Here is a 23,814-nt window from a genome sequence, read left to right as displayed (position 1 = left end):
GGTTTCTGAAAATGTTATTGAACAGGAAACGGCAAATTAAATATCAAGTTGATAATTGAGGATTTACACTTTGGGTAAATATCTGTTTATTACTTTGATTAGTCTTTTTGTAAATATTCAGAGAGGGATTTTATCTTAACACAATGATTATTTTAAACTAATGTTCAATTGATGCTAAGGTTGTTTTTTGCGGCGGGAAAAATTTAACAAACATAAAACCCGTCATCTCCATCATGAAAAGCAACTCACGCTATTTAAAAATAGGTGCACTATTAGTTCCGGCCATTGGCATTGTGGCAATTAGCGCGGCCTTTATCAGCTGCAAAAACAAAAGTAACCCTACTCCGGATATCAACAAGGTAGGTCACGTGGTAGTTATTTACCTGGAGAACCACAGTTTTGATAACCTATACGGACAGTTTGCAGGCGCCAATGGTTTATCAAACGCTACGGCTTCTAATATCACCCAATTAGATGCCAATGGAAAGGCGTATACCACATTGCCCGCCATCCCGGGTAGCAGTGCTTTTCCTACCAATTTGCCCAATAATTATTTCAATATCGATCAGTATGTACCATCAGGTACCGAAACACCGGATGTTTTACACCGCTACTACCAGGAACAAATGCAAATAGATGGTGGTAAGATGGATAAGTTTGCCCTGTATAACAATACCGCAGGTTTGACTATGGGTTATTATAAAACCAGCTTATTGCCATTGCTGGGCATGGCCCAAAAATATACCCTGTGTGATAATTTTTTTCATAGTGCATTTGGCGGATCATTTTTAAATCATCAATGGCTTATTGCTGCGGCAAGTCCGGTATTTCCTAATGCTCCGGTCAGTATGGTAGCTAAGTTGGATGGTGCAGGCAATGTAATTACCGATGGTGCCGTTACGCCTGACGGCTTTGTAGTAAACACAAGCTATACAGTTAACGCGCCACACCCGGCAAGTGCTAAGCCCGAAACCCTGGTGCCTAACCAAACCTCGGCCACTATCGGCGATAGATTAAATGACAAAAATGTTTCATGGGTTTGGTATTCAGGCGGCTGGGATAATGCCCTGGCTGGTAAGCCCGACGCAAATTTTCAGTTCCACCACCAGCCATTCGCTTTCTTTAAAAATTATGCAGATGGAACCCAGTTGAAAAAAGACCATCTGAAAGATGAAACTGAATTTATTGCTGCGGCCAAAGCGGGTACTTTACCAAGCGTATCATTCGTAAAACCACTGGGCGATTTTAACGAACACCCGGGCTACTCTACGGTATTGGCCGGGGAAAATCATACTGTTGAGCTGATAAACAATGTATTAAACGGGCCTAACGGTAAAGACGCGGTGATCATTATTACTTATGATGAAAACGGTGGTTTCTGGGATCATGTGGCTCCACCGGTAATTGATAAAAAATGGGGACCTGGCACACGTGTGCCTACGCTGATCATTTCGCCATTTGCTAAAAAAGGATATGTTGATCATACGCAATATGAAACTATCAGTATCTTGTCGTTTATTGAAAAAAGATGGAGCTTACAGCCACTTAATGATCGCGACAAAAATGCCAACGCTATGCTTAACGCGTTTGAGTTTTAACTATAGAATAGGTACAACGATCCATAAAATAATATTTAATCAGGGGACAGTTCGATAGGATTGCCCCTGTACTTTTTTATCAAGTCCTGGTTTTGAAGGTGATTTACAGGCATAGCTACTATTGCGCATGAGGAAAGTTGTTTTTATAGGAGGGATACTTATCGTAGTAATAGGTTATGCGTTTTTTTCAAACGGAAAAGAAAAGCGAACTCCAGCTAAGGCCATAGCGCAGGATTTGCTGATACAGGTAAATGATCTTTCTGTTTTTTTGAAAAATAAATTACAGGCAGCGGCCGAAAGCAAGTCGCCCAATGAAAAACAACTGCAACAATTGTTTTTGCAAGCCAGGCTCCGGTATAAAAAAGTAGAATGGGCCACCGAATATTTTGATGTGGCCACCGCAAGAGCTATGAATGGGGCGCCGGTACCTGAAGTAGAGGTGGGGAGCGGGCAGGTATTTGAGCCGGCAGGATTACAGGTAATTGAGGCGTATCTGTTCCCAAAATATGATACCTCTAAACAAAAGGAGCTGATAAAGCAACTTAAAACCCTGCAAAATGGCTGTAATAGATACAAAACCTATTTTGGCAATATTGATATTCTTGATGGGCAGGTATTTGATGCTTCCCGGCTCGAAGTATTTCGGATATTGACGCTCGGTATAGCCGGGTTTGATGATCCGCTAACACAGAAAAGCATGGCCGAAAGCGCCGTTGGTTTAGAAGGTATTCAAAGCGCGTTAAAGTATTATGCGGGCAATGATGAACAGTCAAAAAAGTTATCATCGCAAATTTCAGCAGCAGTAGCCTACCTGCAAACGCACACGGGTTTTGATAATTTTAACCGGGCCGAATTTATAACTCATTATGGCAACCCCATCAGTCGCAGTATTGCCGATCTGGAACAGCACTTAAATATCCACGTGATCAGGTACAATCGTTTACTGAGCCAGGATGCCAGGACACTGTTTGAGGTTAATGCCTTTGATGTAAATGCCTACGCGCCCAATAATGATGCGGTATCAACCCCACAAAAGGTGTTATTGGGCAAAATGTTGTTTTCCGACCCGGTATTATCAGGCACTGGAACCAGAAGTTGCCGCTCCTGCCATCAACCTGAAAAAGCTTTTACAGACGGACTTGTCAAAAATACGGCGCTTAGTAGTAAACAACCGTTGAAACGAAATACGCCTACTTTATTAAACGCCGGTTTGCAGCCATCACAGTTTTATGATCTGCGCGCTAATACGCTGGAAGATCAGGTAAGTAATGTAGTACAAAACCCCGATGAAATGCATGGCTCGATGGGTGTAGCCGCCAAACGCTTATGGCAGAATAAAACGTACAGGCAACTTTTTGCCAAAGCCTATCCCACAAACAAACGGACTACTATAGATACGCTTGAGGTAATGAACGCCATCGGCTCTTATGTGCGCAGTCTTACCCTTTTAAACAGCCGGTTTGATAACTACATGCGTGGCGATAATAGCGTCATGACCAAAGATGAACTGCATGGTTTTAACCTGTTTATGGGTAAAGCCAAATGTGGTACCTGCCACTATATGCCTTTGTTTAATGGTACGCTCCCGCCGCGATTCATGAAAATGGAAAGCGAAGTTATCGGTGTGCCCAAATCGGCAACGGCGCATGTGATAGATAATGATCTGGGGCGGTTTAATATAGTACAAACACCCTCGTTTAAGCATGCTTTTAAAGTAACCACAGTACGTAATGCTTCGCGTACTGCTCCATATATGCATAATGGTGCGTTCAAAACGCTTGACGAGGTGATGGATTTTTACAACAAGGGTGGTGGTACCGGTCTGGGTATAAAAATTGATAATCAGACCCTGCCTTTTAATAAACTGAACCTTAACGCAAAAGAAAGCAAGGATATTATCGCATTTATCAAAAGTTTGGATAGCAGGTATTAAACCGGTTCAGTGGCTTGCCCGGTATCCGGGGTTATTATTTCCTGTTTTATTTTTATTCGTTTTTTTCTTGGTGGTTTAGGTGCCTCTATAAAGAAATATAGGATATAACCCATGATCAATCCTGATACTAATCCGCCGATGTGTGCTGCATTATCTGTATTGCCAACCAGGCCGAACAGCAAATTAACTCCTATGAAAAATAGAAAACTGAGCAAAACGCCTTTTTTATTTCCTTTACCGGTTTTATTGGTTGTTAGCAGGGCTATGGCAACTCCATATAATCCAAATATAGCGCCCGATGCACCAATACCTATAATAGACGGCTGCCACCAAATACTCGTAAGACTTGCCAACAGTCCACATATAAAATAAGCTATCCCCATTTTTAAATTACCTAGCAGCGATTTTAAAAAAGCAGCAACCAATATTAAACCAAACATGTTCATTAGCAGGTGCATTAGCCCTGCATGTAAAAACATGCATGTAATAAGCCGCCACCATTCCCCACTTTTTATAGCAGGACCATAATTGGCTCCCCATTTGTACAAGTCGGCTGTATCAAAAGATATGACACCCAGGCCAGCGAAAACCATGATGATAAAGATGAGGACATTTATACCGATCAATATAGAGATGACCCCCAAATTGCGCCACCTTATACCAGTAAATGGTTTGAAAAACGCAGTTACGTCGGTTTGCCAGCTACGAGGGGTGTACTTTTTTAACGTCGCCATGTTGAGTTTTGGAATGGCTATCATGATGAGCCAGATACTCGCGCCTATTCCAAATGAGTAAAATATCCATTGTAATTTATCTCCGTTCCGGTCTTCAAAAGGTATTGTTTGGGCCTCCATAATAATCAGATGGTCTCCATTGCCTTTATATATTTTAGAAGTTTTAATTGCAGCTATGAATCCGCGCTGTTTACTGGTATAGCCAATTCTGTCAAGATAAGTGAAGTAGTTAAGGTCTTGATTTTTAAATTCATCTTCTGTTGCTTTAGTAAATTCTTTGTAGGCGCTCTCCTTTTCATCACGACTAATATTATTGCTCACCCCCTTCCGATATTCTGTTCCAAGCCAGGCTACAGGCTGGTCGGTTTTGTTGATCGAATCATTGCGGATAGGGCAAACAACGTCAATAAAGAATTCAAGATGCTCGCTATTTCTTCCGGTTACCTCACTTCGAACATAAGCCGCAGCATGCTGCTTATCAATAAAGTGTTTGGTTAAATTATAATACTTAGTTAAATGGTGGAGATCGATCTGTTCAATGGTTTGTAAGCTTGTTAATTTACCCGTAGCGGTAATAAGATATTCCTGAGCAATTATAGTAGGCGCTATAATGGCTATTGCAGCGGCAAAATTGTATAAAAAAGGCAGGTTATCCCGCTTGTCTTTTAATAATAATAACTTTATACGGGGTCTTAACCATATTGCTACGGCTAAAGTTCCTATGCCTATAGGTATCCAAAGGTTAACTACCTCCTGGTTCAATAATATCAAGTCCAGACGTATAATCAACAACCAGTTTAAGAACGAATAGGTGCTGATCACCAGCAAGGAGACAATGAGATAAGGCAGGTAGATGAGCTTTAGCTTCGTTAAAAAATTAGTCATAGTAAATTGCGAAAGTATTGGTTAAGGTTATTTATCGTTCTGAGGTTTCTCCATCATCCTCATGCGCAAATTCGGGATTGGGAACTTTATAATGATCTAACGTTTTTTGCAATTGCTGCCTGATCTGTTTAACCAGTAACCGCGGACTTAATACTTTCATTTTTGCGCCAAAACCCAGCAGTTCACGCTCCAGCTCAAAGTTCATGATCACTTTAATGCTGAATATTTTGCCGGTTTCATCTTCCTTTAATAGCTTCTGGGTGTGATGAAGGGGTTTAGTTATTACGTAAGGAGCGTTGGCTACATCTATCCAAAATACTATCAAATTATCACGTTGTCCCAGACTTTTGGTAACACCCAGTACATCATTATAATAGGTAGCCAGGTCGATGTCCTTATTTTCACGATAGGTATCTTCATGGTCTTCGATAGCCTGTATACGGTCGAGCGCCAGCGTTAAAAGCGGTGAATAACGGTTATGTGATCTGCCCAGTACAAACCAGCGGTTGCGGTACTCTTTTAATAAATACCCGCTAAAGCAAAAGGTACTGGCTGCCCTGGCCTTGAATGATTGATAAGTTACAGCCATCGTTTTGCGGGCCACAATGGCTCTACGTATAGTCTCTATCCAGTCTAACCCTTTCAGGTTGTCATTTTTTTCGAAATCAATTACCGGCGCGCTCTGTGTTTTCTGGGTATAGATCTTGTCTTCCAGCTTGCTCACCATTTCGTTCAGATCGGTAAAATGATTAAAGCCTTTGAACTGCTTCAGCAGGTCAGATACTTCGCCCAATACCTGCATATCCTGCTGGTTAAGTGGGATATTGGTGATGCTATAGCCCTTATCGGCATAAGTATAATATTTTTTATCCGTAACGATGATCGGTGCTTCGTAGCCCAATTTATTGCTGCGCATCATCTCGATATCGGCCTGTACGGTACGGCGGCTCACACCACTGTCTATCCCCTGGTATTCATAAAGCGCATCGGCACAGGCATCTATCAGATCGTCGAGCGTCCATTTTTTTTGACGATTTTGCAGGCAACCATCAATAGTACGGTAACGGATAAGGGCATTGCGATTTACAGGCATAGCTTTGTTATTTCGGATATCAGATGTTCGAATTCGGAATTATTTTAGAAAATTATGATTTTATTTTTTACTGCGCAAATACGTTGCGCAGTAGGTGTTTTACTTTGTATCATGAGAAAAGAAAATGAGGCTCATAACCTCCCCCTTCAGGGGGCCGTGGGGCAAAAAGAAAAAGTAAGCAACAACGAGTTAAAAGCCCTGGGTATTAACGACGTTAAAATATTAGAGAACTTTAGCCGGGTAGCCAACGGACTGTTGAAATATGGTGTTATGGATAAAGCCACCATATTGGCCAATCTGGAGGCATTGATCGATGATCCGATCCCATACGCCATGAAAAAAGGCGGTAAATTTAAAAATCTGGCCGAAAGTGTTGTCGACTTGCGTAAAGAAGGCAAGTTCATGAAGCAACAGCGTACCGTACATACCTTAAAAACAGAAATAGCCGATTTTCCGGTTTATGGTTTAGAACATATTGAAGTAGGCGCCCTGGCGCAGATGAAAACGGCGGTTAAATTACCCATAGCGGTTGCCGGTGCCTTGATGCCCGATGCCCACCAGGGTTATGGCTTACCTATTGGCGGGGTGCTGGCAACAACAGCCAATACTATTATACCCTTTGCTGTTGGTGTGGATATTGCCTGTCGTATGTGCCTGAGCATTTTTGATCTGCCGGCTACCGCAGTGGATACAGAGACGGATAAATTAAAAGGTTTATTGACCGATCATACATACTTTGGTATGGGTTGTACTACTAAGGTACATTATGATAGCTCGCTGTTTGATAGCCGTACCTGGGGCGAAACCAAGGTGATCCGTATGCTGAAAGACAAAGCATACGCCCAGTTGGGTACATCTGGCACTGGTAACCACTTTGTGGAGTGGGGTGAACTTACCCTGGCTGATGGTGCTTTGGAAGGTATACCCGCAGGTAATTATCTGGCTCTGCTTTCGCACTCCGGATCACGTGGTTTTGGTGGTAGCATTGCCGATCATTACTCCAAAATTGCTATGAGCAAAACCAAGTTACCGCCCGAGGCCAAACACCTGGCCTGGCTCGACCTGGATAAGGATGAAGGACAGGAATATTGGATTGCGATGAACCTGGCCGGCGAATATGCCAGCGCTAACCATCACGAGATCCATAACAAAATAGCCAAAGCGCTCAACTTAACACCACTTACACGAATCGAGAACCACCATAACTTTGCCTGGAAAGAGCAGCTGGCCGATGGTACCGAAGTGATGGTACACCGAAAAGGTGCAACTCCTGCGGGAGAAGGCGTGCTGGGAATTATTCCCGGTAGTATGAGTACACCCGGGTTTGTGGTGCGCGGTAAGGGCGATGTGCGCTCTATCAATTCTGCCTCACATGGAGCAGGGCGATTGATGAGCCGTAGCGCGGCTTTTAAAACTATCGACCGTGCCGCGGTAGCCGCCAACCTGGTAGATAAACGTATCACGCTCATGGGCTCAGATGTGGATGAAGCACCGATGGCCTATAAGGACATCCATACCGTGATGGCCGCCCAAACCGACCTGGTGGAAGTGCTGGCCAAATTTGAGCCCCGCATTGTGAGGATGGCCGATCCGAGGGAAAAGCCGGAGGATTAGAGGCAAAGGATATTATGCTAAATAATCCAACATCCGGATATTTAAACCAGACCAGCAATGGTTTAGTTTAAATACTCCCGGATATTTTTCATTTGGTGTATATGTCTTTGGGTATGAAAACAAATAAAATACAGCCACTCCAAACGGGTCAGAGTGCCGTATTGGGGTAGTTCAAAGTCCGGATAAGTCAGGGTCAGATCTGTAGTTTTTGACAGACTGATCATGGGATCGAAACCATTTTCAAGCGATCGTAAAATAGCTCCTTTGTCTTTAGGGGTGCTTGACGGCTGTATAAAATCAGGCGCGGTCATTTTAATATCGAAATTCAGGAAAAGATCACGCAAAGGTTCAACCTTTTCTTCCGGATTGCGCTGCGTATCGGTACCAGGAGCCTCCAAAATTTCTGCCCCGCCCGATGAGAATTTGACAATATGCTCTGCTACCTGGCCCGCGGTCCAGCTATTTTTAAAAGGTATACTGTTAAATTGCTCCTGGGTGAAACCTGAAATGGTGTGCAACAGATCCTGCCTTGTGTTTTCTAATGCTGTGGTGATGGTGGTTATCATAATTATAAGGATGATGTGAATTATTGTCGCTACGGTAAATCAATATATAAAATTACAATCCTTTATTTAATTGGCAGGGATGTAAGCACGACAAAGAATAGGCAATATGCGACAAACTTTATCGGGCCTGTTTGCCATACAGACTGTAGTTTGTAAAACCTCCTGAGGGTTCGAGTCTCTCTTCAGGATTAGGATCTAAACACGATCCTAATCCATAATAAGCCTTATTTTTCCACTATTTATAATTCTAATAGTTTATATTTTTCATCGCTTTATAAGTCTTTGCTTTTTATTTATTTTGTTGATATTTAGATTGTTATGTATGAAGTAAATTGATTATTGATTTATATTCTCTCTCCGCAGCCTGGCTTTTGCTGCATATTACGCCATAAACTTCCCTCCTTTGTATTAAATGCCGGGCCATCCGAAAGTCCGGATGCTGTAACCAATTAAAAACCAATTACCTTATGAGAAAGCTCACTGTTTGTATGCTTATGGCTATGCTATGCTTTGGCTGTAAGAAAAACTCGCCGGAAAACAATTCCGATCAAGCTAATGCTGTCAAGAACAAAACGCTTGCCGCTGTTCCGATAGGCAAATCAACCTCCAAAAAGATCTTTATGCACTGGATGCCCTGGTTTGAAACACCGGAGTCAAAAGGCGCCTGGGGTTATCACTGGAAAATGAACACCCAAAATCCCGACATCATTACCAACGGTCGCCGGCAAATTGCCGCTTATTACTACCCGCAGACCGGGCCCTATGCCTCCAGTGATCCCGATATTATTGAGTATCAGTTATTACTCATGAAATACTCAGGTGTTGATGGCGTTACCATCGACTGGCCCGGTACCCGTGTTCAATATGACTATCCAGACAATCTCAATAATTCCAATGCGCTGATAGCCAAGCTGAATGCGGTAGGTTTGCAGTTCTCCATTGTGGAGGAAGATCGTAACTGGGATGCCGGCCAAACCAGCGGTGCCCATGGCGATTTTACCTATATGCAAAGCAACTACTTTGGTCAGAGTAATTACCTTAGGGTAAACAATGTACCGGTAGTGCTCAACTTTGGGCCAATAACATTTCACTCCTCATCAGAGTGGGATCAGATACTGGCCGGACTGAATCCGAAACCCAAAGTTATTCCGTTGTACGGCTTTACCAGCCAGGTTGGTGCCAACAATGCTGGTGGCGAATTCCCGTGGATATACCAGGATCATCCAACTGTGGTGAATAACTATTACGCACAGGCATCTAGCTTTCCGATCTCTGTAGGCGTGGTATACCCGGGCTTCAACTCCTTTTACCAAGCTGGTGGTGCCAGTGGGCCAACCTGGCAAATCGCCTACAACGGTACTTCAACTTTTAGTACCATGTTGGATAAAGCCCTGGCATCAAGTGTAGGCATCATCCAGTTTGCCACCTGGAATGACTATGGCGAAGGTACCATGATCGAGCCCACTGTTGAATTTGGGTATGGCTTTTTAACCACCATGCAGCAAAAATTGGGTGTACCTTACCATCAGCATGAGTTGGAGCAGATCTACCGTTTATACCAGTACCGCAAACAATACAAAGGTAATTCCAGCGTGCAAAACCAGCTTAATCAGGTGTTTACCTATTTTGCCAATGTGCAGCCCGTTGATGCCGAAAACCTGATGAACACCATTGGTGGCGGTGGTACTACGCCTCCTGTTACTACGGGTGTAAGTATCAAAAACCGGTGGCTGAATACTTACCTGTACGAGGATAACGGGCAGGCTAAATACAGCTCATCAAGCACTGTAGCCAATGGTAAATGGACGTTGGAGCAGGTTAACGGACATACCCGTATCAAAAATGTAGGTACCGGTCATTACCTCAACATTGAACATCTGTACAGTTATGCCGAAAGTACCGCTGTTCCGGATAGTTTTTATAGCAGCTATTGGGTGTTGGAAGATTACAATGGCTACAAGCGCCTCCGTAATGAGTGGCAGAATACCTATCTGAATCTTGAAAACCAGAGCGGGTTTGCCCAGTGTACCGCTATTGGAGCTACTGCCGAAAGCAGCCAGTGGACGATTAACTAATTCCCCGAGCCAAGGGCAACAATTTTAAAGAGATGTGAAACTTACGAAGTTTTTAAAACTTCGTAAGTTTTTAAGTTTATACCATAAGCAGGGTGTGCAGCATGCTGATTAACCTATTCAATGGAAAATAAATGAGGCCGGTACAAGATTCGAACTTGCGGACATTCCTTTTGCAGAGGACTCCCTTGAACCACTCGGGCAACCGGCCATTTTATATAATAAATTACAGAAATTTCTGTAATTTATTGCGCACTTCACCCTACCCGGCCGTGCACCGGTTAAGCAAAACAAATCAGGGTAAAACAACCGCTGTTGCTTTTAAATATTCCTGTTTTCCTACGTGGATTTTTCGCTCACTCAGCCCAGGCACTACCTGCTCAAGAGCCAGTTCGAACCACGACTTTCAGATCCAGAATCTGATGTGCTGCCGTTGCACCATAGGAAAATAAATCCTTGTGGAAATAAAAGGACTTGAACCTTTAACCAACACCGTATAAGGGTGACGCTCTAACCATTGAGCTATATTTCCTTTGTAATCACTAGGGTAACCCGGATTCGAACCGGGAGCCTCCTGCTCCCAAAGCAGGTAATCTAGCCAATTGATATACTACCCTGAAATTTCTCCCTAAAGCAAAAAATCCCCTTAGATTTATCTAAGAGGATTCGCGTGTTTGATTATATTTTTTTCAATACATAGCTATCCCATCCGATAAATCGGTTGCGGTATGCAGCATTGTATTGTTGTTGTTTTCATGATACAATGATACGCAATTAATTTATAAAATCAAGAAATTTCTGAAATTATTTTATTTGTAATCTATTTCGCCCTCGAATAACTCCAGGAGTTTATCTTTTGCTTTGATGCTTTCGTACTTAAATGCACCTATCATCATACCATAGCCAAATAGAAACATCGATAAGGCGATGAGTGGTGGCGGGGAAAACTTATTTGGAGTAGCCCCTGTTAAATATATTATGGCGCCAAAACCTGTCATACCAAACCAGATACACATAAACAAAGTAACCAGTATGTGCATATACATGATGATATGTACCCGGTTGCCGGTCAAATAACTTTCGGTAGAACCTTTAATAAACGGCAGGAACGAATTACGATGAAAAATTATTCGTATGATTTTGAAACGGTTATCTTCCACGTACCCTTTAAAGAAATAAGCAGATTTACGAACGAATAATTTTCTAAAGGTAAATGGTGTGACAGGTTCAATTTCGGTTGCTAAGCGTTCCTGTACCTCTGCGGGCTTTAGTTGGGTTACGATATAGAAATTTTCGTAGGGTAATAATCTCATGATAAGGATGTACTGGCCATAAAGTTAATTATTTGAAAGTAATGATCAGCTTTTACCTGGCAAACGCAAAGGTGCAGGGGATATTTTTTATAAATAAATAATATTTTCTTCATAAAACACTTGCAATGAGCAGGTTTTATACTTAAATTTATACAACCAATTGTTCTAAAACCTTAATTTCAGGAGGATTCGTCATGAAGAAAAAAGCTACGATAGTTCCTCAGCCTGATAAGACTGAAGCTATTCATTCAGAATTGCACACCAACCAAGCCACTACACCCAAAATGTACCGCGATCATAAAGTATGTGATCATTACACCCATGGCAGAGCTAACAAGTATCCATTTGGCAGCAGCCACGGGCCGGCCTGTTTCTAAAGGCCACCCCTTTTTAATTTATGCTTATACAGGCACGGTCAGGTACCTGATTTGTTTCTTCAGCCTCCTGGTATAAGAGATTTTATGCATTTGACTGTCGGGTGGCGCTAATGCCAATCGTGGCCGCACCATCTGCATTGCTTAGCCAGCGGCGTGCGGGCCAATTTTTTACATACAGGGCATAAATTAAAAAACACTTCGGCGGGGTTATCTTTCAGAATACGCTCCGCGCAGTTCAGCGTAAACTTTATATATCCCTCGCCCAGATAGTTTAATATCAGCGGGTCATCACTTAGCCAGCCTGTTTTTAAATACATGCGGGTTAGCCTTACATCTGTTGCTCCTTCCAATTTAATGGTTGATACATGATGCCTTAAAGCTTTACGCTCTTCCCAATTCATCAACTCCATATAATGGGCTATAATATAGTCGGCTTTTTCTATGGTGATATCATCCATTTTTTAAATATCTCAAAAAAAATTTAATTTATTAAGCCGTACCAACAAAGCCTTGATTTATTCATTCACCTTCTTCCGCGTTTTTATCTTTTGTTTTTAAGTAACGATACTGTTACTACTTCCATCAAAAACAATTACCTTGAATAACTAAATTTGAATACAGCCTTCAAATTCAAAACCTATGAGCCAGATTAATAAAGAAGATATCAAGCAGGAAGTATTTGACCTTTATGACGACTATGCGCACAATCGCCTTAATCGCCGTGCATTTGTTGAAAAACTTTCTCTGTATGCAGTGGGCGGTTTAACCGTACCTGCGCTGATGAGTTTCCTGATGCCAAATTATCAGACTACTGCAGAGGTTAAGGCCGATGATCTGCGTTTGGAATCGGGATATATCAACTATACATCGCCAAAAGGTGGCGGAACAATTAAAGCCCTTTTATCAAAACCGGCAGATGCCAAAAGTAGACTTGGAGGTATAGTAGTGGTTCATGAAAATCGCGGACTGAACCCCTACATTGAAGATGTGGCCCGAAGAGCGGCCCTTGCCGGGTTTATTACCCTGGCTCCCGATGCCCTGACTCCTCTTGGAGGCTATCCAGGTAACGATGATGATGGTCGTGCGATGCAAAGCAAGCGAGACAAAGCCGAAATGGAAGAGGATTTTATAGACGCGTTCCATTACCTGAAAGATCACAAAGATTGCAATGGCAAAGTGGGTGTTGTAGGCTTTTGCTTTGGCGGCGGAATTGCCAATATGATGGCCGTGCGCGTTCCGGAACTGGCAGCTGCCGTTCCTTTTTACGGGGCCCAGCCCACCATTGCCGATGTTCCTAAGATAAAAGCACCATTGCTATTACATTACGCGGCACTGGATACACGCATTACCGAAGGCTGGCCACCATACGAAGCCGCCTTAAAAGAAAATGGCAAAAAATACCAAGCCTATATTTATGAAAATGCCAACCATGGTTTTCATAACAATACCACGCCCCGCTACGATAAAGCCGCTGCAGACCTGGCCTGGAAAAGAACCATTGATTTTTTTAGTGAGTATTTGAAAAACGGGTAATGCCCTCTCCAATGTCATTTCGATAGAGCCAGGGTGGGTGAGAGCGTTGCGCGAAAGAGAAATCTTCTGCTTGGTGCAAAGCTTCAGCTTTAAGTCGCAGAAGATTTCTCCTCGTACCTCGTTCGAAATGACATCTTTTGGTTATATTGTCGAACCAGCTTACCCTCCCCCTCAATGCGCATCCGGTACAGTCACCTTCACCGCTTTTGCTTCTTTCCGTCTTTTAATAGTTATGATAACCAAAGGGATACAGCAGGCATTTAAAATAGCCAGTAGTAAAAACGCATCCATATAACTCAATAAAAAAGTTTGCCTAACCACAATGTTCTCCAGCGCGTTGATGGATTGCTGCAGAGCACGCAGGTAGTTAGAACCGTGCGCCATGAAGTTTTGGATAAGCGATTGCTGCCGCATCATAGTTTGCGGATCTGAGGCGGTAACATGCGTGATCAGGGCAGTGCGGTTGGCTGCCTCCCGGTGTGCTATGTAGGTGTTAATTAAAGCAATGCCGAATGAACCACCCATTTGCCGCATCATATTATTTAGCGCCGCGCCTTGTGGTATCTCTGCCGGTTTCAATTCCGAAACAGCCAGGGCTGTTAATGGAACGATCAGCAAGGCCGCACTAAGTCCCCGGAAGATTAAAGGGATAAAAAAGTATGCTCCCCCGGTGGCCAGGTTTGATCCCGACATGATATACCCAAATGCCGCCGAAAGGCCAAACCCTAAAATGATGAGGTATTGTGGCCGTAGTCCGCTTTGCAGCATCTTACCTAAAAAGGGAGAGATCATAGCCGCCATCAAAGTACCCGGCAGCAGCATGGTACCGGTTTGGAATGCCGAGTAACCGATAATGCGCTGTGAAAACAAAGGGAAAACAAACACGTTGCTAAATAAGCCAAAGCCCAAAACAAAGGTCATAATAGCCGAAATGGATAAGGTGGTACTTTTTAGCACCCGCAGGTTAATAACCGGGAATGGCGTTTTTAACTCCCACCAGATCAGGGTGGCTATTGATAGTGCCGAAATAATGCAGAGCACCAGGATGTAAGTTGCTGCGAACCAGTCGTCGGTTTGGCCGCGCTCTAAAACCACCTGCAACGAGCCCACGCCGACGGTGAGCAGAAAAATACCGAGCCAGTCGATGCTCCGGCCATCATTTGATCTTTGGGTAGGTTTAAGGTAGATGTAGGATAAAAGCGCTGCCGCGATCCCGATAGGAATATTGACATAGAAGATCCATTGCCACGTTAAATTATCCACGATATAACCGCCCATTACCGGACCGATGGAGGGGCCGATAATAATACCCAGACTGAATATGCCGCTGGCGGTTGCCCGTTCTTTTGGAGGAAATGTTTCAAAAAGGATGGACTGTGAGGTGGATAATAATGCGCCACCACCGATACCCTGCAGAAAACGAAAGGCCACCAGTTCCCATAAATTAGTAGAGAACCCGCACATGGCCGATGCCAGCGTAAATAATAAAATAGAGCCGATGTAATATTGTTTCCGGCCAATCTTTTCGGCTAAAAAGCTGGTCATGGGAATGATGATCACGTTGGCAATAGCGTAGGAAGTGATCACCCAGGCAGTATCTTCAAGAGAAGCGCCCAGGTTACCACTCATGGTATTGATGGATACGTTAACAATGGTAGTATCAATCAGCTCAATAATGGTTGAAGTGATAATGGTGATAACGATGATCCATTTTCTGAATCCGGTTTCCATAAAGGATATGTGTATATGATTTTAATAAATAGGGGTTCTTAAGATAATTCGAATGGTATTGCCCTAATTGGACAGATCACGACCAAAATCCTTTTGCCTGGATGTTGGAATGGCCCAGGTTTCTTAACAAGCTGCGTAGTTCAACCACCAGTCCACGATTTCCGGTGAGGTAAAATGAGGTGTGCGGTGTGCAGTAGCCCTGCTCCATTAGCCAGGTAGCCAGTGCATATTGGTTGGTTAGCGTGTTTAGCGGTGAATGAAAATAATCCTTAACTAATTGCCCGGTGTGTGGACTGTCCAGTAATACGGCACCGTCAAAACGGATTCCAGGCAAAGTGAGCTGTTGTAAGGCTAATAGGTGCCCCAGACTACTGGCATCGCCCAGGCCTACTACCAGGTTGGTAGGATGCGGTGCCTGGTGTGTAGTGCCTATCTTGATGTATTGAATCGTGTCGCCGGCACAAAGCTGCCTTGCCCAGCGGCTTCCGCAGCCATCATGCGCGATATCGACGAGCAATGAGCAAGTGGCGGTATCCGCATCCCAGCCAAATGGGGTATAATCGCGGTAGCATGACTCGCCCACTTTGAATTTAATATAGGGTACTTCGACCCATTGGCGCATATCAACAAGGGGTAAATGCAGGTCGATCTCTATGATGGTAGCGGAGTCCCAAACACGCACTTCCAGCACCCGCCCGGCCAGGAGCAGTTGCGGTCCGATGAATTTTACCGCTTTGTTTTTTATTTGTTGTAAAATAGATGTTTCCATGTAATATATTTTTGATGGTACAAAGAAACTGGCTTTTTATGTGTAAGTAAATGGCGGCTTTGGCGTAATGATAGGACTATTTTCGGTATTGCTCCCGAAATGCGATTGCCGAAGTGCCCGTTACTTTGCGAAATAAACGGGAGAAATAAGAGTGATCTGTAAAGCCCAAAGTGTGGGCGATCTCTTTAACGGTAAGCTGGCTATAGTATAACAGGCGCTTGGCTTCCATAGTTACCTCCTGCTGTATCCAGTAACTTACCGGGAATCCCGTAACCTTCTTCAGCGCTTCGCTCAGGTAGGCTTCAGAAACGTTGAGCATGGAGGCATAATCCGCCGGACTTTTATTTGATCGTAATTCGGTTACCAGCAGGTTTTTGAACTGACTGGTAAGCTGAGCAGGGCGCGATACTTTTAAATTTGTACCGGTGTATGCGTTATAACAACCTGCTGCGATGGTTAAAAAAGATTTTAGCAAGGCATGGATAGTTGTCGCATAAAAGGGATCGGTATCATCCTCATTATATTTTTCGTAGAGCAATGTCAGCAGGCTTTTGCATTGCCGGAGCTGTGTATCATTGAACGTGTAAGGTTGCTGAAGGAATAGCTGCTCCTCAAATACATTACGGCACTGAGGAGGAATTAAGGAGGTATCAACCCCAATAAACCAGCCATCTGTATGTTCGTTACGGATGCGTTGATGCACCTGGGTTGGCAGGATGTAATACAACATACCGCCGGATAAATGAACCTCGTTAAAATCGATCATCAAAGATCCGGAACCTTGTTCTATCACAAAAAAAATATAATGATCATCCCGGTGCGCCTCAAGCACCCGCGGATCCACCTCTACAGGGTCGCCCTTTTTAAAATATTTTAGGTGCAGGCCAAAGTCGGTACGGTCCTTTAATAAATGAATGGGGATGTTGCTCATTGTTCAAAAGTAATCATTTTGAATATTGATGCATGGATAGCATCAGTTTTTGTAAATTTAGGTGACTTAATTTTACAAGTAAATAACATGCTTATGCTGAACGATGTACTGGCCGGTTTTTATGGGCGAGATCTTCGTAAATTAATAGAGGAAGTGAACTTATTTAAAAGTGAAGATGATCTTTGGCGCATCCAGGGCACGGTTAAAAACCCCGCCGGAAACCTGGTATTGCACCTCATTGGCGGCCTCAACCACCTTATTGGCGCAACGCTTGCAAAAAGTGGTTATATCCGAAACCGTGATGAAGAGTTTACCCGCAAAGGTGTAAAAAGAGAAGAGCTTACCAGCGGGCTGGAGGAGTTGATTTTGCTGATCAATCGAACCATAAATAACCTCACTCCAGAACAAATGGAGAAGGAGTTCCCCATATTTTTCGACAAGCCGCATACGTCTGTGAGTTATGTATTGATACAGCTGCTAGCCCATTTGAATTATCATCTGGGACAGGTGAATTATATTAGGCGGGTGTTGGAATAGGAAAAAACTTATTTATTCATATAGCGGAAAGTTTCTATGTATAGTACACAGATCAAACCCTGCACTTTATTAAAAGTGCAGGGTTTACTTTTATATTACATAGGTAACCCGATGAGCTTCCCAAAGCTTGGGTACTTCCAATTTGTAGATCAGTTTTTCCATGGCCGCATGCGGTACTATGGCATCCCGGTCTTGATTTTGTTGATGAAGCTGTGCATACGGTACCTCAATATAAACAATATGGGTCCGGGCCTTGTATGTGTTAAAAAGCTCAATCAGTTGCATCCGCATCTGGGCAGTGGTATTGGTCGCGTTCCACACAAAACTTTGCTGCTTGCGCAGATACACCCGGGCCAGTTCTTTTGCTGCCTGCACAACCCTGCCGTTACCAGCCTGATCAGTAGGTAAAACGCCCTGTTCGTTCCTGAGTTTATCTAAAGATATCACAGGCATATCAGGATAGGTCTTTTTAATAAAAGTATCCTTACCCGCACCGGGCAATCCGCTTAATAAAATAACCTCAAAAGCAGGTTCTTCAAAAGGGACATAATCTACATATGCATCATCATTTTGCATGTAATACCACATCGCTTCGGTTGTCGCAAACGGACGACTTGAGCCCCAGCAATTGTTTTCCTGGCAAAAAGCCTCAAAACAATCTATGCGATACAACATTTCGGCCTGGTCGTCACAAATGCGACCGATCATATCTGCCCGGGCAAGCAGCGCAAGCCATTGGGTATTTACTTCCATGCTGGCTTTGACCAGTGCTTTTAGCGGATCGGGTTTTTCAAATATCCACAAAGGCAAACCATGATGCCGTACCAGTCCGCTGATCTGTTCGCGTATAGCAAAAGGTGTAGCAATGGTAGTGTACAGGAGTTGTCGGGAGGTAAGTGCGCCTTTGCGGGCATGTCCGTGCGATGTAATACTGCCATCCGGTTCCAATACGGTAGTACTGTACTTTTCCACATCGTGCAATAATGCCGATGCCCATAATATTTCCTGATCCTGTGCTGCAAGCGCCTGATATGATGCCTGCTGTTCCAGGGCGGTTAATACCATTTGTGTATGTATGGCCACATTGCCTTCGGCGTGATAGCGTTTATCCTGCGGAACTTCACTCATGCGTTTCACCCAGTCAAATTGCTGCTCCAGGTAGTTACAGTTTTTATTTTCATTGATGGTCCACATAGGTACCTCCTTCGTTATTCAATTTGGCCCGTTTCCAGTGGCGTGTCCAATGCTCATCAGTTTTTACGTGCCCTTTTCTTACATATTTAAATATATTTTGTGCAAAAGCCGTTACCGGGTAAGCCGCAGCGTTGCGGGTAACAATACCCTCCATGGTTACCGGGCTGCCGGTTGCCGCATCATGCGGTTGCAGCGCGCCGGGTTGCCAGGTAATGTCCATAACTTGTTGCTCAAACAATTCTCTATCGGCCGGTGGTGTAAATACCGAAATTTCGGGCACCACAGGCAGGCCAAGCATTGCTGCATAAAACCGGGTCTCGTCCCAGCTTAGCCATTGATCATGCTCGCGTATGGCAAACACGTAAAAATGATGCTCCAGGTTGTGGTATTCAATAGAATGAACCGCATATAGGTTCTCTACAAATATTTCCAGCGAACCCAGGTCATTTTTGATCAACTGCCAAAATCTGCGTATGCTTTCGGTCCATGGTGATATGGTTGGTGCCGCGTGTGAGCGCGCAAAAACGCCATGCCGCGAAAGGCAATTGTTTTCGCCGTCGAGTTTTTCGGTATGTATTAAAAGCGGGATATTTTTAAGATGATCCCAGTAGTCGTGTTGTATCCTGTCATCGCTGGTAGTTCCGGGCGAAAACGGGTAATGATACGTACGGCCATATTTTTGTGAAATAGCCATGTTATAAAAAATTAAGTAAAAGAAAATAGGATTTTACTCCCTCCCGGGATTGGGAAGGTCATTTAACATAAATATGCAAATGACATTACATGGCTCAAGATTTAAAGCGTTTTTTATTATGGAGGCAAAGATAAGAAATTATTACACTCCAGGAGTTTTGAAAATTACAGCGTTTGGCTATGCTCAATAGCAATCATTTGAGCGTATGGGGCGTTTCAGGTTATACATTGTATGTCAAAAAACAAGCGAATGTACAACCTACAACGTATTACGTACAACCTGTACTTTATCTGTAACATTCCGCATTTTCCTTAGTCACAATCTTTGGATGTAACCTAACATAATTGTTATGTTGTTTAGGCTGCACCGATTAAAAAAGGATATATCTTAGACTAATATTTAAAATATCAATTCACGAACAAAACAAACTTGGCGCCTGCAATATTATAGGGATGCTGAAGTTTTTAATAAAATACTTTTAACATGGCTATTAACTTACAAAAGGGACAAAAAATAGATCTCGGTTTATCAAAAATGACAGTTGGTTTGGGCTGGAACCCAAACGAAGGCACAGGGTACGATTTTGATCTGGACGTATCGGCAATTATGATAGACGAGAACCGCTTTGTTCCGCAGGATGAATTTTTTGTTTTTTATAATAATGTCGACTCGCCCGACACGGCCGTTCACCACACCGGCGATGATCCGTCTGGCGGCAACAGCGATGGCGGCGATGACGAATCCATCAATGTGGACCTGACCAAAGTAGATCCCAAAATACAGGAGATATTATTTGTAGTAACCATACACGAGGCGCAACCCCGCCGTCAAAACTTTGGCCAGGTGCGCGACTCCTACATCCGTATCATTGACGAACTAACCGGCAGCGAGGTTTGTAAATATGAACTGGGCGAAGATTTTTCGATCGAAACGGCTGTTGAGTTCGGCAGGTTATACCGTCGCGCCGGCGCCTGGAAATTTGAGGCATCGGGCGTGGGCTATAAGGAAGACCTGGCCTTCTTTTTAAGTAAATATTTTAAAGGGCAGATCATTAAGTAAAAGGAGCCTCACCTAAATCCTCTCCCAAGGAGAGGACTTTAATAAAAGGTTTTTTTAAAACCCTCTCCTTGGGAGAGGGCAGGGTGAGGCTATTAAATTATACAACTATGGCAATTAATTTAGTAAAAGGTCAAACAATTGACCTGCGTAAAAATGATAAAGGCGAGAGTTTTGATCTGTCGTCGGTTACTATTGGCTTGGGCTGGGATGTAAAACAAAGTGGTGGTGGCGGCTTTTTGGGCAAACTTTTTGGCGGCGGCGAAGAGGCTGAATATGATCTGGATGCTATCGCTTTTCTGCTGGATAAAAACGGCAGAGTAGTCGATAGAGGCCGTTCGTTTCAAAAGCCAAATGGTAATACTGTGAGCCTGTACGAAGGTGATGTGATCTATTTCAATTCTATGCGTCACCCGTCGGGTAATATCTGGCTTACCGGCGATAACCGCACCGGTGCGGGCGATGGCGACGATGAGCAGATCATCGTTAAATTGGATTCCCTCGACCCAAAATTCGATCGTATCCTTTTCATCGTAGCCATATACCAGGGACGCAAAAATAACCAGCACTTTGGTATGGTGGATAATGCTTTTATCCGCGCGGTAGATAATCATGGCAAGGAGATAGCCAAGTTCAGCCTCTCCGGTGATTCCACGTACAACGGCATGTGCTCCATGACCTTTGCCGAAGTTTACCGCAAAGACGGCACCTGGAAATTCCGCGCCATCGGCGAGCCGCATACCACCGATAATTTTTTAGAATTACTTAAACAATATTAAAAAAGAGGCAAGATGTTAGAATCAAGAGCCAAGAATTAGGACCTCCCTTGTCATGCTGAATGTAATGAAGGATCTATTCGTCAGGCATCGCCGACCAATAGATCCTTCGCTGCCGCTCGGGATGACAAAGGTTTTTTGTCTTGATTCCTGACTCCAATCTCTTGATTCTCTCCTCTTGACTCTCTTTCCCAGAACCATGCCTTATTACCAGCACTATTCTTTTGATCTTTGGCTAACACTGATCCGTTCCAATCCTGATTATAAAACTGAGCGTACTAAGATATTTCACCGTGATTTTAACCCATCGGGTAAAAGTATTGATGAAGTGGCCAAGGCATTTCGCACTGTCGACTTGATGTGTAATGCCATTAACGAGCGTACTGGCAAAAATATCGATGCCGAAGAAATGTTCCTGATGGCGATCAGCCTGATCAATGATAACCAGTTGAATTTGAATGATATCGATACCCAAAAGCTTTATGCCGATATGGGAGCTCTGGTATTTAACTACCTGCCTACGGTTTACGAGCCTGTAACAATTGAGATATTAGATAATCTAAAACAAAAAAGTGGTGCTACGTTTAGCTTGCTAAGCAACACCGGTTTTATAAAAGGAGCAACATTAAAAAAGGTACTGGCCAAATTAAAGATAGATAAATACTTTGGTTTTCAGCTGTACTCAGACGAGGTGAGCATGTCGAAACCAAACCTGGAGTTTTTTAATTTGATGCTTGAAAATATTAAACAGATCAATACAAAAAAAAATATAACTTTAGCTGGCATCATTCACATCGGCGATAACCCCAAGGCCGATATTGAAGGTGCCGCGGCGGCAGGCATAAAAAGTTTGCTTGTCAATTCAAACAACACATCCATTTCTTCATTATTAACTTATTATAGATAAAAGGATTTTTGGAACAAAGAACAAAGATTTTTGGAGTAAGGATTTTTTGACTTACAGAATAAAGAAATCACTAATTCACTAAATCATTAATTCAATAATTGGCGAATGAACACTACCTATTCATTACATCATATCAGCAATGCGCAGGCATTTGGGTTTAATCCGGATGACTACAGTCGTTTTAAGTTTGGGGATGATGCTGTAGCAAAGCATTTTGGCACACACCTGGCCGATGGCTTTATCAGAGATTACCTCACCGAAAACCCCATCAAACAGCAAATTGTGGTGATATCAAGCCCGTATTCGTTTATCCCGACGGCTACCTTCGCCATGAAAAACTGGTTTGTGGCCCGACTTAACCGTTGGCTGGCCCTGCATGGTTACCCGGTAGTGCAGGAAACCAAGGTGCACCGCACCATAACTTACAAGGAAGATTATGGTGAGCTGGATGCAGAGCAAAGGATGAACCTGATTGGTAATGATTCGTTCCATATTGATAAGGATTTTTTACAGGACAAAACGCTGATATTTCTGGATGATATCAAGATAACCGGAAGTCATGAGCGCATGATCATGAAAATGGCGGGCGAGTATGGCCTACGCAACAATATATTCATGCTGTACTTTGCCGAACTGATCAATAAAAACATCCACCCCAATATCGAGAATTATTTAAACTATCACCAGGTAAAAAATATCTTTGATCTGGATAGCATCATCAAGAGCAATAACTTTTGCATCAATACCCGTATCGTAAAGTATATTTTAAACTACGATTTTGAGAGTTTTTGTATTTTTATTCAGGATCAAACATTTGATTTTATAAACTTGCTTTATGATATGGCGTTGGGCAACGGCTACCATACCATCGAAGCATATGAACTTAACCTGAACTTTATAAAAGAAAACCTATTTTTAAACAATCATAACTTAATTCAACATGGCAATTAACTTGCAAAAAGGTCAGCGGGAAAGCATTAATGCCCCCAAATTTACCATTGGCCTGGGATGGGATACCAACAGTTCTTCAACCGGGAGCGCGTTTGATTTGGACGCTTCTGTTTTTATATTGGGCGATAACAAAAAAATTATAGCCGACGAATATTTTGTTTTTTATAACAACTTGAAATCACCTGATGGTTCGGTTGAGCATACCGGTGATAACCTGACTGGAGCCGGTGATGGCGACGATGAACAGATCAAAGTAGATCTGTCAAAGATTGATGCTAAAGTATCCGAAATATGCATCGTGGTAACTATTCACGAGGCTGAAGCCCGTAAACAGAATTTTGGCCAGGTGCGCAATTCTTTCATCCGGATATTTGACCCGGGTACAGGCGCCGATATTTTAAAATATGAGCTGGAAGAAGATTTTTCGATAGAAACAGCTGTTGAATTTGGCCGGATCTACAAAAAAGATAACAACTGGAAATTTGAAGCTGTAGGCGTTGGCATGAAAGGCGGTTTAAAGGATTATTTAACAAAATACCAATAATATCAT

22 protein-coding genes and 3 tRNA genes are annotated in these 23,814 nt (G+C 43.2%); 12 read left to right on the top strand and 13 right to left on the bottom strand.

Translation table 11 applies throughout. From position 1 onward, the window contains the following. The first annotated feature begins 233 nt into the window (after nucleotides 1–233). Both ACTJKG_RS00635 and ACTJKG_RS00630 read left to right on the top strand, forming a co-directional pair. Nucleotides 234–1,598: an alkaline phosphatase family protein gene (locus ACTJKG_RS00635; RefSeq protein WP_440738063.1), complete on the top strand. Its 1,365-nt coding sequence runs from the start codon at nucleotides 234–236 to the stop codon at nucleotides 1,596–1,598. 127 nt (nucleotides 1,599–1,725) lie between these two features. Beyond that, on the top strand, nucleotides 1,726–3,531 hold the full coding sequence (locus ACTJKG_RS00630) for a cytochrome-c peroxidase (protein ID WP_172337698.1): 1,806 nt from the start codon (nucleotides 1,726–1,728) through the stop codon (nucleotides 3,529–3,531). Here ACTJKG_RS00630 and ACTJKG_RS00625 read toward each other — a convergent pair. Next, nucleotides 3,528–5,150 (bottom strand): rhomboid family intramembrane serine protease, encoded by a 1,623-nt coding sequence (locus ACTJKG_RS00625; RefSeq protein ID WP_440738062.1) that lies wholly within the window; start codon nucleotides 5,148–5,150, stop codon nucleotides 3,528–3,530. The two genes, ACTJKG_RS00630 and ACTJKG_RS00625, sit on opposite strands and share 4 nt — an antisense overlap. A 31-nt stretch (nucleotides 5,151–5,181) precedes the next feature. Beyond that, on the bottom strand, nucleotides 5,182–6,243 hold the full coding sequence (locus tag ACTJKG_RS00620) for a helix-turn-helix transcriptional regulator (protein WP_172337696.1): 1,062 nt from the start codon (nucleotides 6,241–6,243) through the stop codon (nucleotides 5,182–5,184). 111 nt (nucleotides 6,244–6,354) lie between these two features. On the opposite strand from ACTJKG_RS00620, the gene ACTJKG_RS00615 reads away from it, so the two are divergent. Continuing rightward, nucleotides 6,355–7,857: an RtcB family protein gene (locus ACTJKG_RS00615; RefSeq protein WP_440738061.1), complete on the top strand. Its 1,503-nt coding sequence runs from the start codon at nucleotides 6,355–6,357 to the stop codon at nucleotides 7,855–7,857. Nucleotides 7,858–7,919: 62 nt separating this feature from the next. On the opposite strand, the gene ACTJKG_RS00610 is transcribed toward ACTJKG_RS00615, so the two are convergent. Then, nucleotides 7,920–8,423, bottom strand: coding sequence for a DinB family protein (locus ACTJKG_RS00610; protein WP_440738060.1), 504 nt, complete (start codon nucleotides 8,421–8,423; stop codon nucleotides 7,920–7,922). 467 nt (nucleotides 8,424–8,890) lie between these two features. On the opposite strand from ACTJKG_RS00610, the gene ACTJKG_RS00605 reads away from it, so the two are divergent. Continuing rightward, a complete protein-coding gene (locus ACTJKG_RS00605) occupies nucleotides 8,891–10,498 on the top strand; it encodes a glycoside hydrolase family 71/99-like protein (protein WP_172337693.1) in 1,608 nt (535 codons plus the stop codon). A 134-nt stretch (nucleotides 10,499–10,632) separates the two neighbouring features. Here the strand turns inward: ACTJKG_RS00605 and ACTJKG_RS00600 are convergent. The 4 genes from ACTJKG_RS00600 to ACTJKG_RS00585 all read right to left on the bottom strand — a co-directional run bounded on the left by ACTJKG_RS00600 (nucleotide 10,633) and on the right by ACTJKG_RS00585 (nucleotide 11,808). After that, nucleotides 10,633–10,706, bottom strand: a tRNA-Cys gene (locus tag ACTJKG_RS00600). 248 nt (nucleotides 10,707–10,954) lie between these two features. Continuing rightward, nucleotides 10,955–11,027: transfer RNA gene (locus ACTJKG_RS00595), tRNA-Ile, on the bottom strand. Nucleotides 11,028–11,038: 11 nt separating this feature from the next. Continuing rightward, a tRNA-Pro gene (locus ACTJKG_RS00590) sits at nucleotides 11,039–11,112 on the bottom strand. A 192-nt stretch (nucleotides 11,113–11,304) separates the two neighbouring features. Further along, the gene (locus ACTJKG_RS00585; protein WP_440738059.1) at nucleotides 11,305–11,808 is read right to left on the bottom strand and encodes a hypothetical protein; all 504 of its coding nucleotides are present in this window, start codon (nucleotides 11,806–11,808) and stop codon (nucleotides 11,305–11,307) included. Between the two features lie 194 nt (nucleotides 11,809–12,002). Between ACTJKG_RS00585 and ACTJKG_RS00580 the strand changes: the two genes are divergently transcribed. Next, nucleotides 12,003–12,185: a hypothetical protein gene (locus ACTJKG_RS00580; protein WP_172337691.1), complete on the top strand. Its 183-nt coding sequence runs from the start codon at nucleotides 12,003–12,005 to the stop codon at nucleotides 12,183–12,185. A 107-nt stretch (nucleotides 12,186–12,292) separates the two neighbouring features. Here ACTJKG_RS00580 and ACTJKG_RS00575 read toward each other — a convergent pair whose 3' ends face one another. Next, entirely contained in the window at nucleotides 12,293–12,643 is a 351-nt protein-coding gene (locus ACTJKG_RS00575; protein WP_440738058.1) for a hypothetical protein, read from the bottom strand. A gap of 181 nt (nucleotides 12,644–12,824) precedes the next feature. Here ACTJKG_RS00575 and ACTJKG_RS00570 point away from each other — a divergent pair, with 181 nt between their 5' ends. Continuing rightward, nucleotides 12,825–13,718, top strand: coding sequence for a dienelactone hydrolase family protein (locus ACTJKG_RS00570; RefSeq protein ID WP_440738057.1), 894 nt, complete (start codon nucleotides 12,825–12,827; stop codon nucleotides 13,716–13,718). Nucleotides 13,719–13,889: 171 nt separating this feature from the next. Here the strand turns inward: ACTJKG_RS00570 and ACTJKG_RS00565 are convergent, their stop codons facing one another. The 3 genes from ACTJKG_RS00565 to ACTJKG_RS00555 form a co-directional block, all read right to left on the bottom strand. Next, nucleotides 13,890–15,449 (bottom strand): DHA2 family efflux MFS transporter permease subunit, encoded by a 1,560-nt coding sequence (locus tag ACTJKG_RS00565; RefSeq protein WP_172337688.1) that lies wholly within the window; start codon nucleotides 15,447–15,449, stop codon nucleotides 13,890–13,892. Between the two features lie 76 nt (nucleotides 15,450–15,525). Beyond that, the gene (locus ACTJKG_RS00560) at nucleotides 15,526–16,218 is read right to left on the bottom strand and encodes a hypothetical protein (RefSeq protein WP_172337687.1); all 693 of its coding nucleotides are present in this window, start codon (nucleotides 16,216–16,218) and stop codon (nucleotides 15,526–15,528) included. A gap of 76 nt (nucleotides 16,219–16,294) precedes the next feature. Beyond that, nucleotides 16,295–17,149 carry a helix-turn-helix domain-containing protein gene (locus ACTJKG_RS00555; protein ID WP_440738056.1) on the bottom strand — a complete coding sequence of 285 codons (855 nt, stop codon included), beginning with the start codon at nucleotides 17,147–17,149 and terminating at the stop codon, nucleotides 16,295–16,297. An 87-nt stretch (nucleotides 17,150–17,236) separates the two neighbouring features. Here ACTJKG_RS00555 and ACTJKG_RS00550 point away from each other — a divergent pair, with 87 nt between their 5' ends. Then, nucleotides 17,237–17,686 carry a DinB family protein gene (locus ACTJKG_RS00550; RefSeq protein WP_440738055.1) on the top strand — a complete coding sequence of 150 codons (450 nt, stop codon included), beginning with the start codon at nucleotides 17,237–17,239 and terminating at the stop codon, nucleotides 17,684–17,686. A 90-nt stretch (nucleotides 17,687–17,776) separates the two neighbouring features. Here the strand turns inward: ACTJKG_RS00550 and ACTJKG_RS00545 are convergent, their stop codons facing one another. Together ACTJKG_RS00545 and ACTJKG_RS00540 are read right to left on the bottom strand one after the other, a co-directional pair. Beyond that, on the bottom strand, nucleotides 17,777–18,880 hold the full coding sequence (locus ACTJKG_RS00545; RefSeq protein ID WP_440738054.1) for an AAA family ATPase: 1,104 nt from the start codon (nucleotides 18,878–18,880) through the stop codon (nucleotides 17,777–17,779). Next, nucleotides 18,864–19,574: an RNA ligase family protein gene (locus ACTJKG_RS00540; RefSeq protein ID WP_440738053.1), complete on the bottom strand. Its 711-nt coding sequence runs from the start codon at nucleotides 19,572–19,574 to the stop codon at nucleotides 18,864–18,866. Before ACTJKG_RS00540 ends, ACTJKG_RS00545 begins: the two co-directional genes overlap by 17 nt. Before the next feature lie 483 nt (nucleotides 19,575–20,057). Here ACTJKG_RS00540 and ACTJKG_RS00535 point away from each other — a divergent pair, with 483 nt between their 5' ends. The 5 genes from ACTJKG_RS00535 to ACTJKG_RS00515 all read left to right on the top strand — a co-directional run bounded on the left by ACTJKG_RS00535 (nucleotide 20,058) and on the right by ACTJKG_RS00515 (nucleotide 23,808). Next, nucleotides 20,058–20,633, top strand: a complete 576-nt coding sequence (locus ACTJKG_RS00535) for a TerD family protein (RefSeq protein WP_440738052.1) — start codon at nucleotides 20,058–20,060, stop codon at nucleotides 20,631–20,633. A gap of 107 nt (nucleotides 20,634–20,740) precedes the next feature. Further along, nucleotides 20,741–21,409 carry a TerD family protein gene (locus tag ACTJKG_RS00530; RefSeq protein ID WP_440738051.1) on the top strand — a complete coding sequence of 223 codons (669 nt, stop codon included), beginning with the start codon at nucleotides 20,741–20,743 and terminating at the stop codon, nucleotides 21,407–21,409. A gap of 196 nt (nucleotides 21,410–21,605) precedes the next feature. After that, nucleotides 21,606–22,313 (top strand): HAD family hydrolase, encoded by a 708-nt coding sequence (locus ACTJKG_RS00525; RefSeq protein WP_440738050.1) that lies wholly within the window; start codon nucleotides 21,606–21,608, stop codon nucleotides 22,311–22,313. A gap of 105 nt (nucleotides 22,314–22,418) precedes the next feature. Further along, on the top strand, nucleotides 22,419–23,264 hold the full coding sequence (locus tag ACTJKG_RS00520; RefSeq protein ID WP_440738049.1) for a phosphoribosyltransferase family protein: 846 nt from the start codon (nucleotides 22,419–22,421) through the stop codon (nucleotides 23,262–23,264). After that, on the top strand, nucleotides 23,254–23,808 hold the full coding sequence (locus ACTJKG_RS00515) for a TerD family protein (protein ID WP_172337680.1): 555 nt from the start codon (nucleotides 23,254–23,256) through the stop codon (nucleotides 23,806–23,808). Before ACTJKG_RS00520 ends, ACTJKG_RS00515 begins: the two co-directional genes overlap by 11 nt. Nucleotides 23,809–23,814 lie beyond the last annotated feature (6 nt).

The organism is Mucilaginibacter sp. 22184, assembly GCF_052045695.1.
GTDB lineage: Bacteria > Bacteroidota > Bacteroidia > Sphingobacteriales > Sphingobacteriaceae > Mucilaginibacter.
The sequence above is the reverse complement of the archived record's forward strand: the minus strand, read 5'-3'. Positions and strand labels throughout refer to the sequence as shown.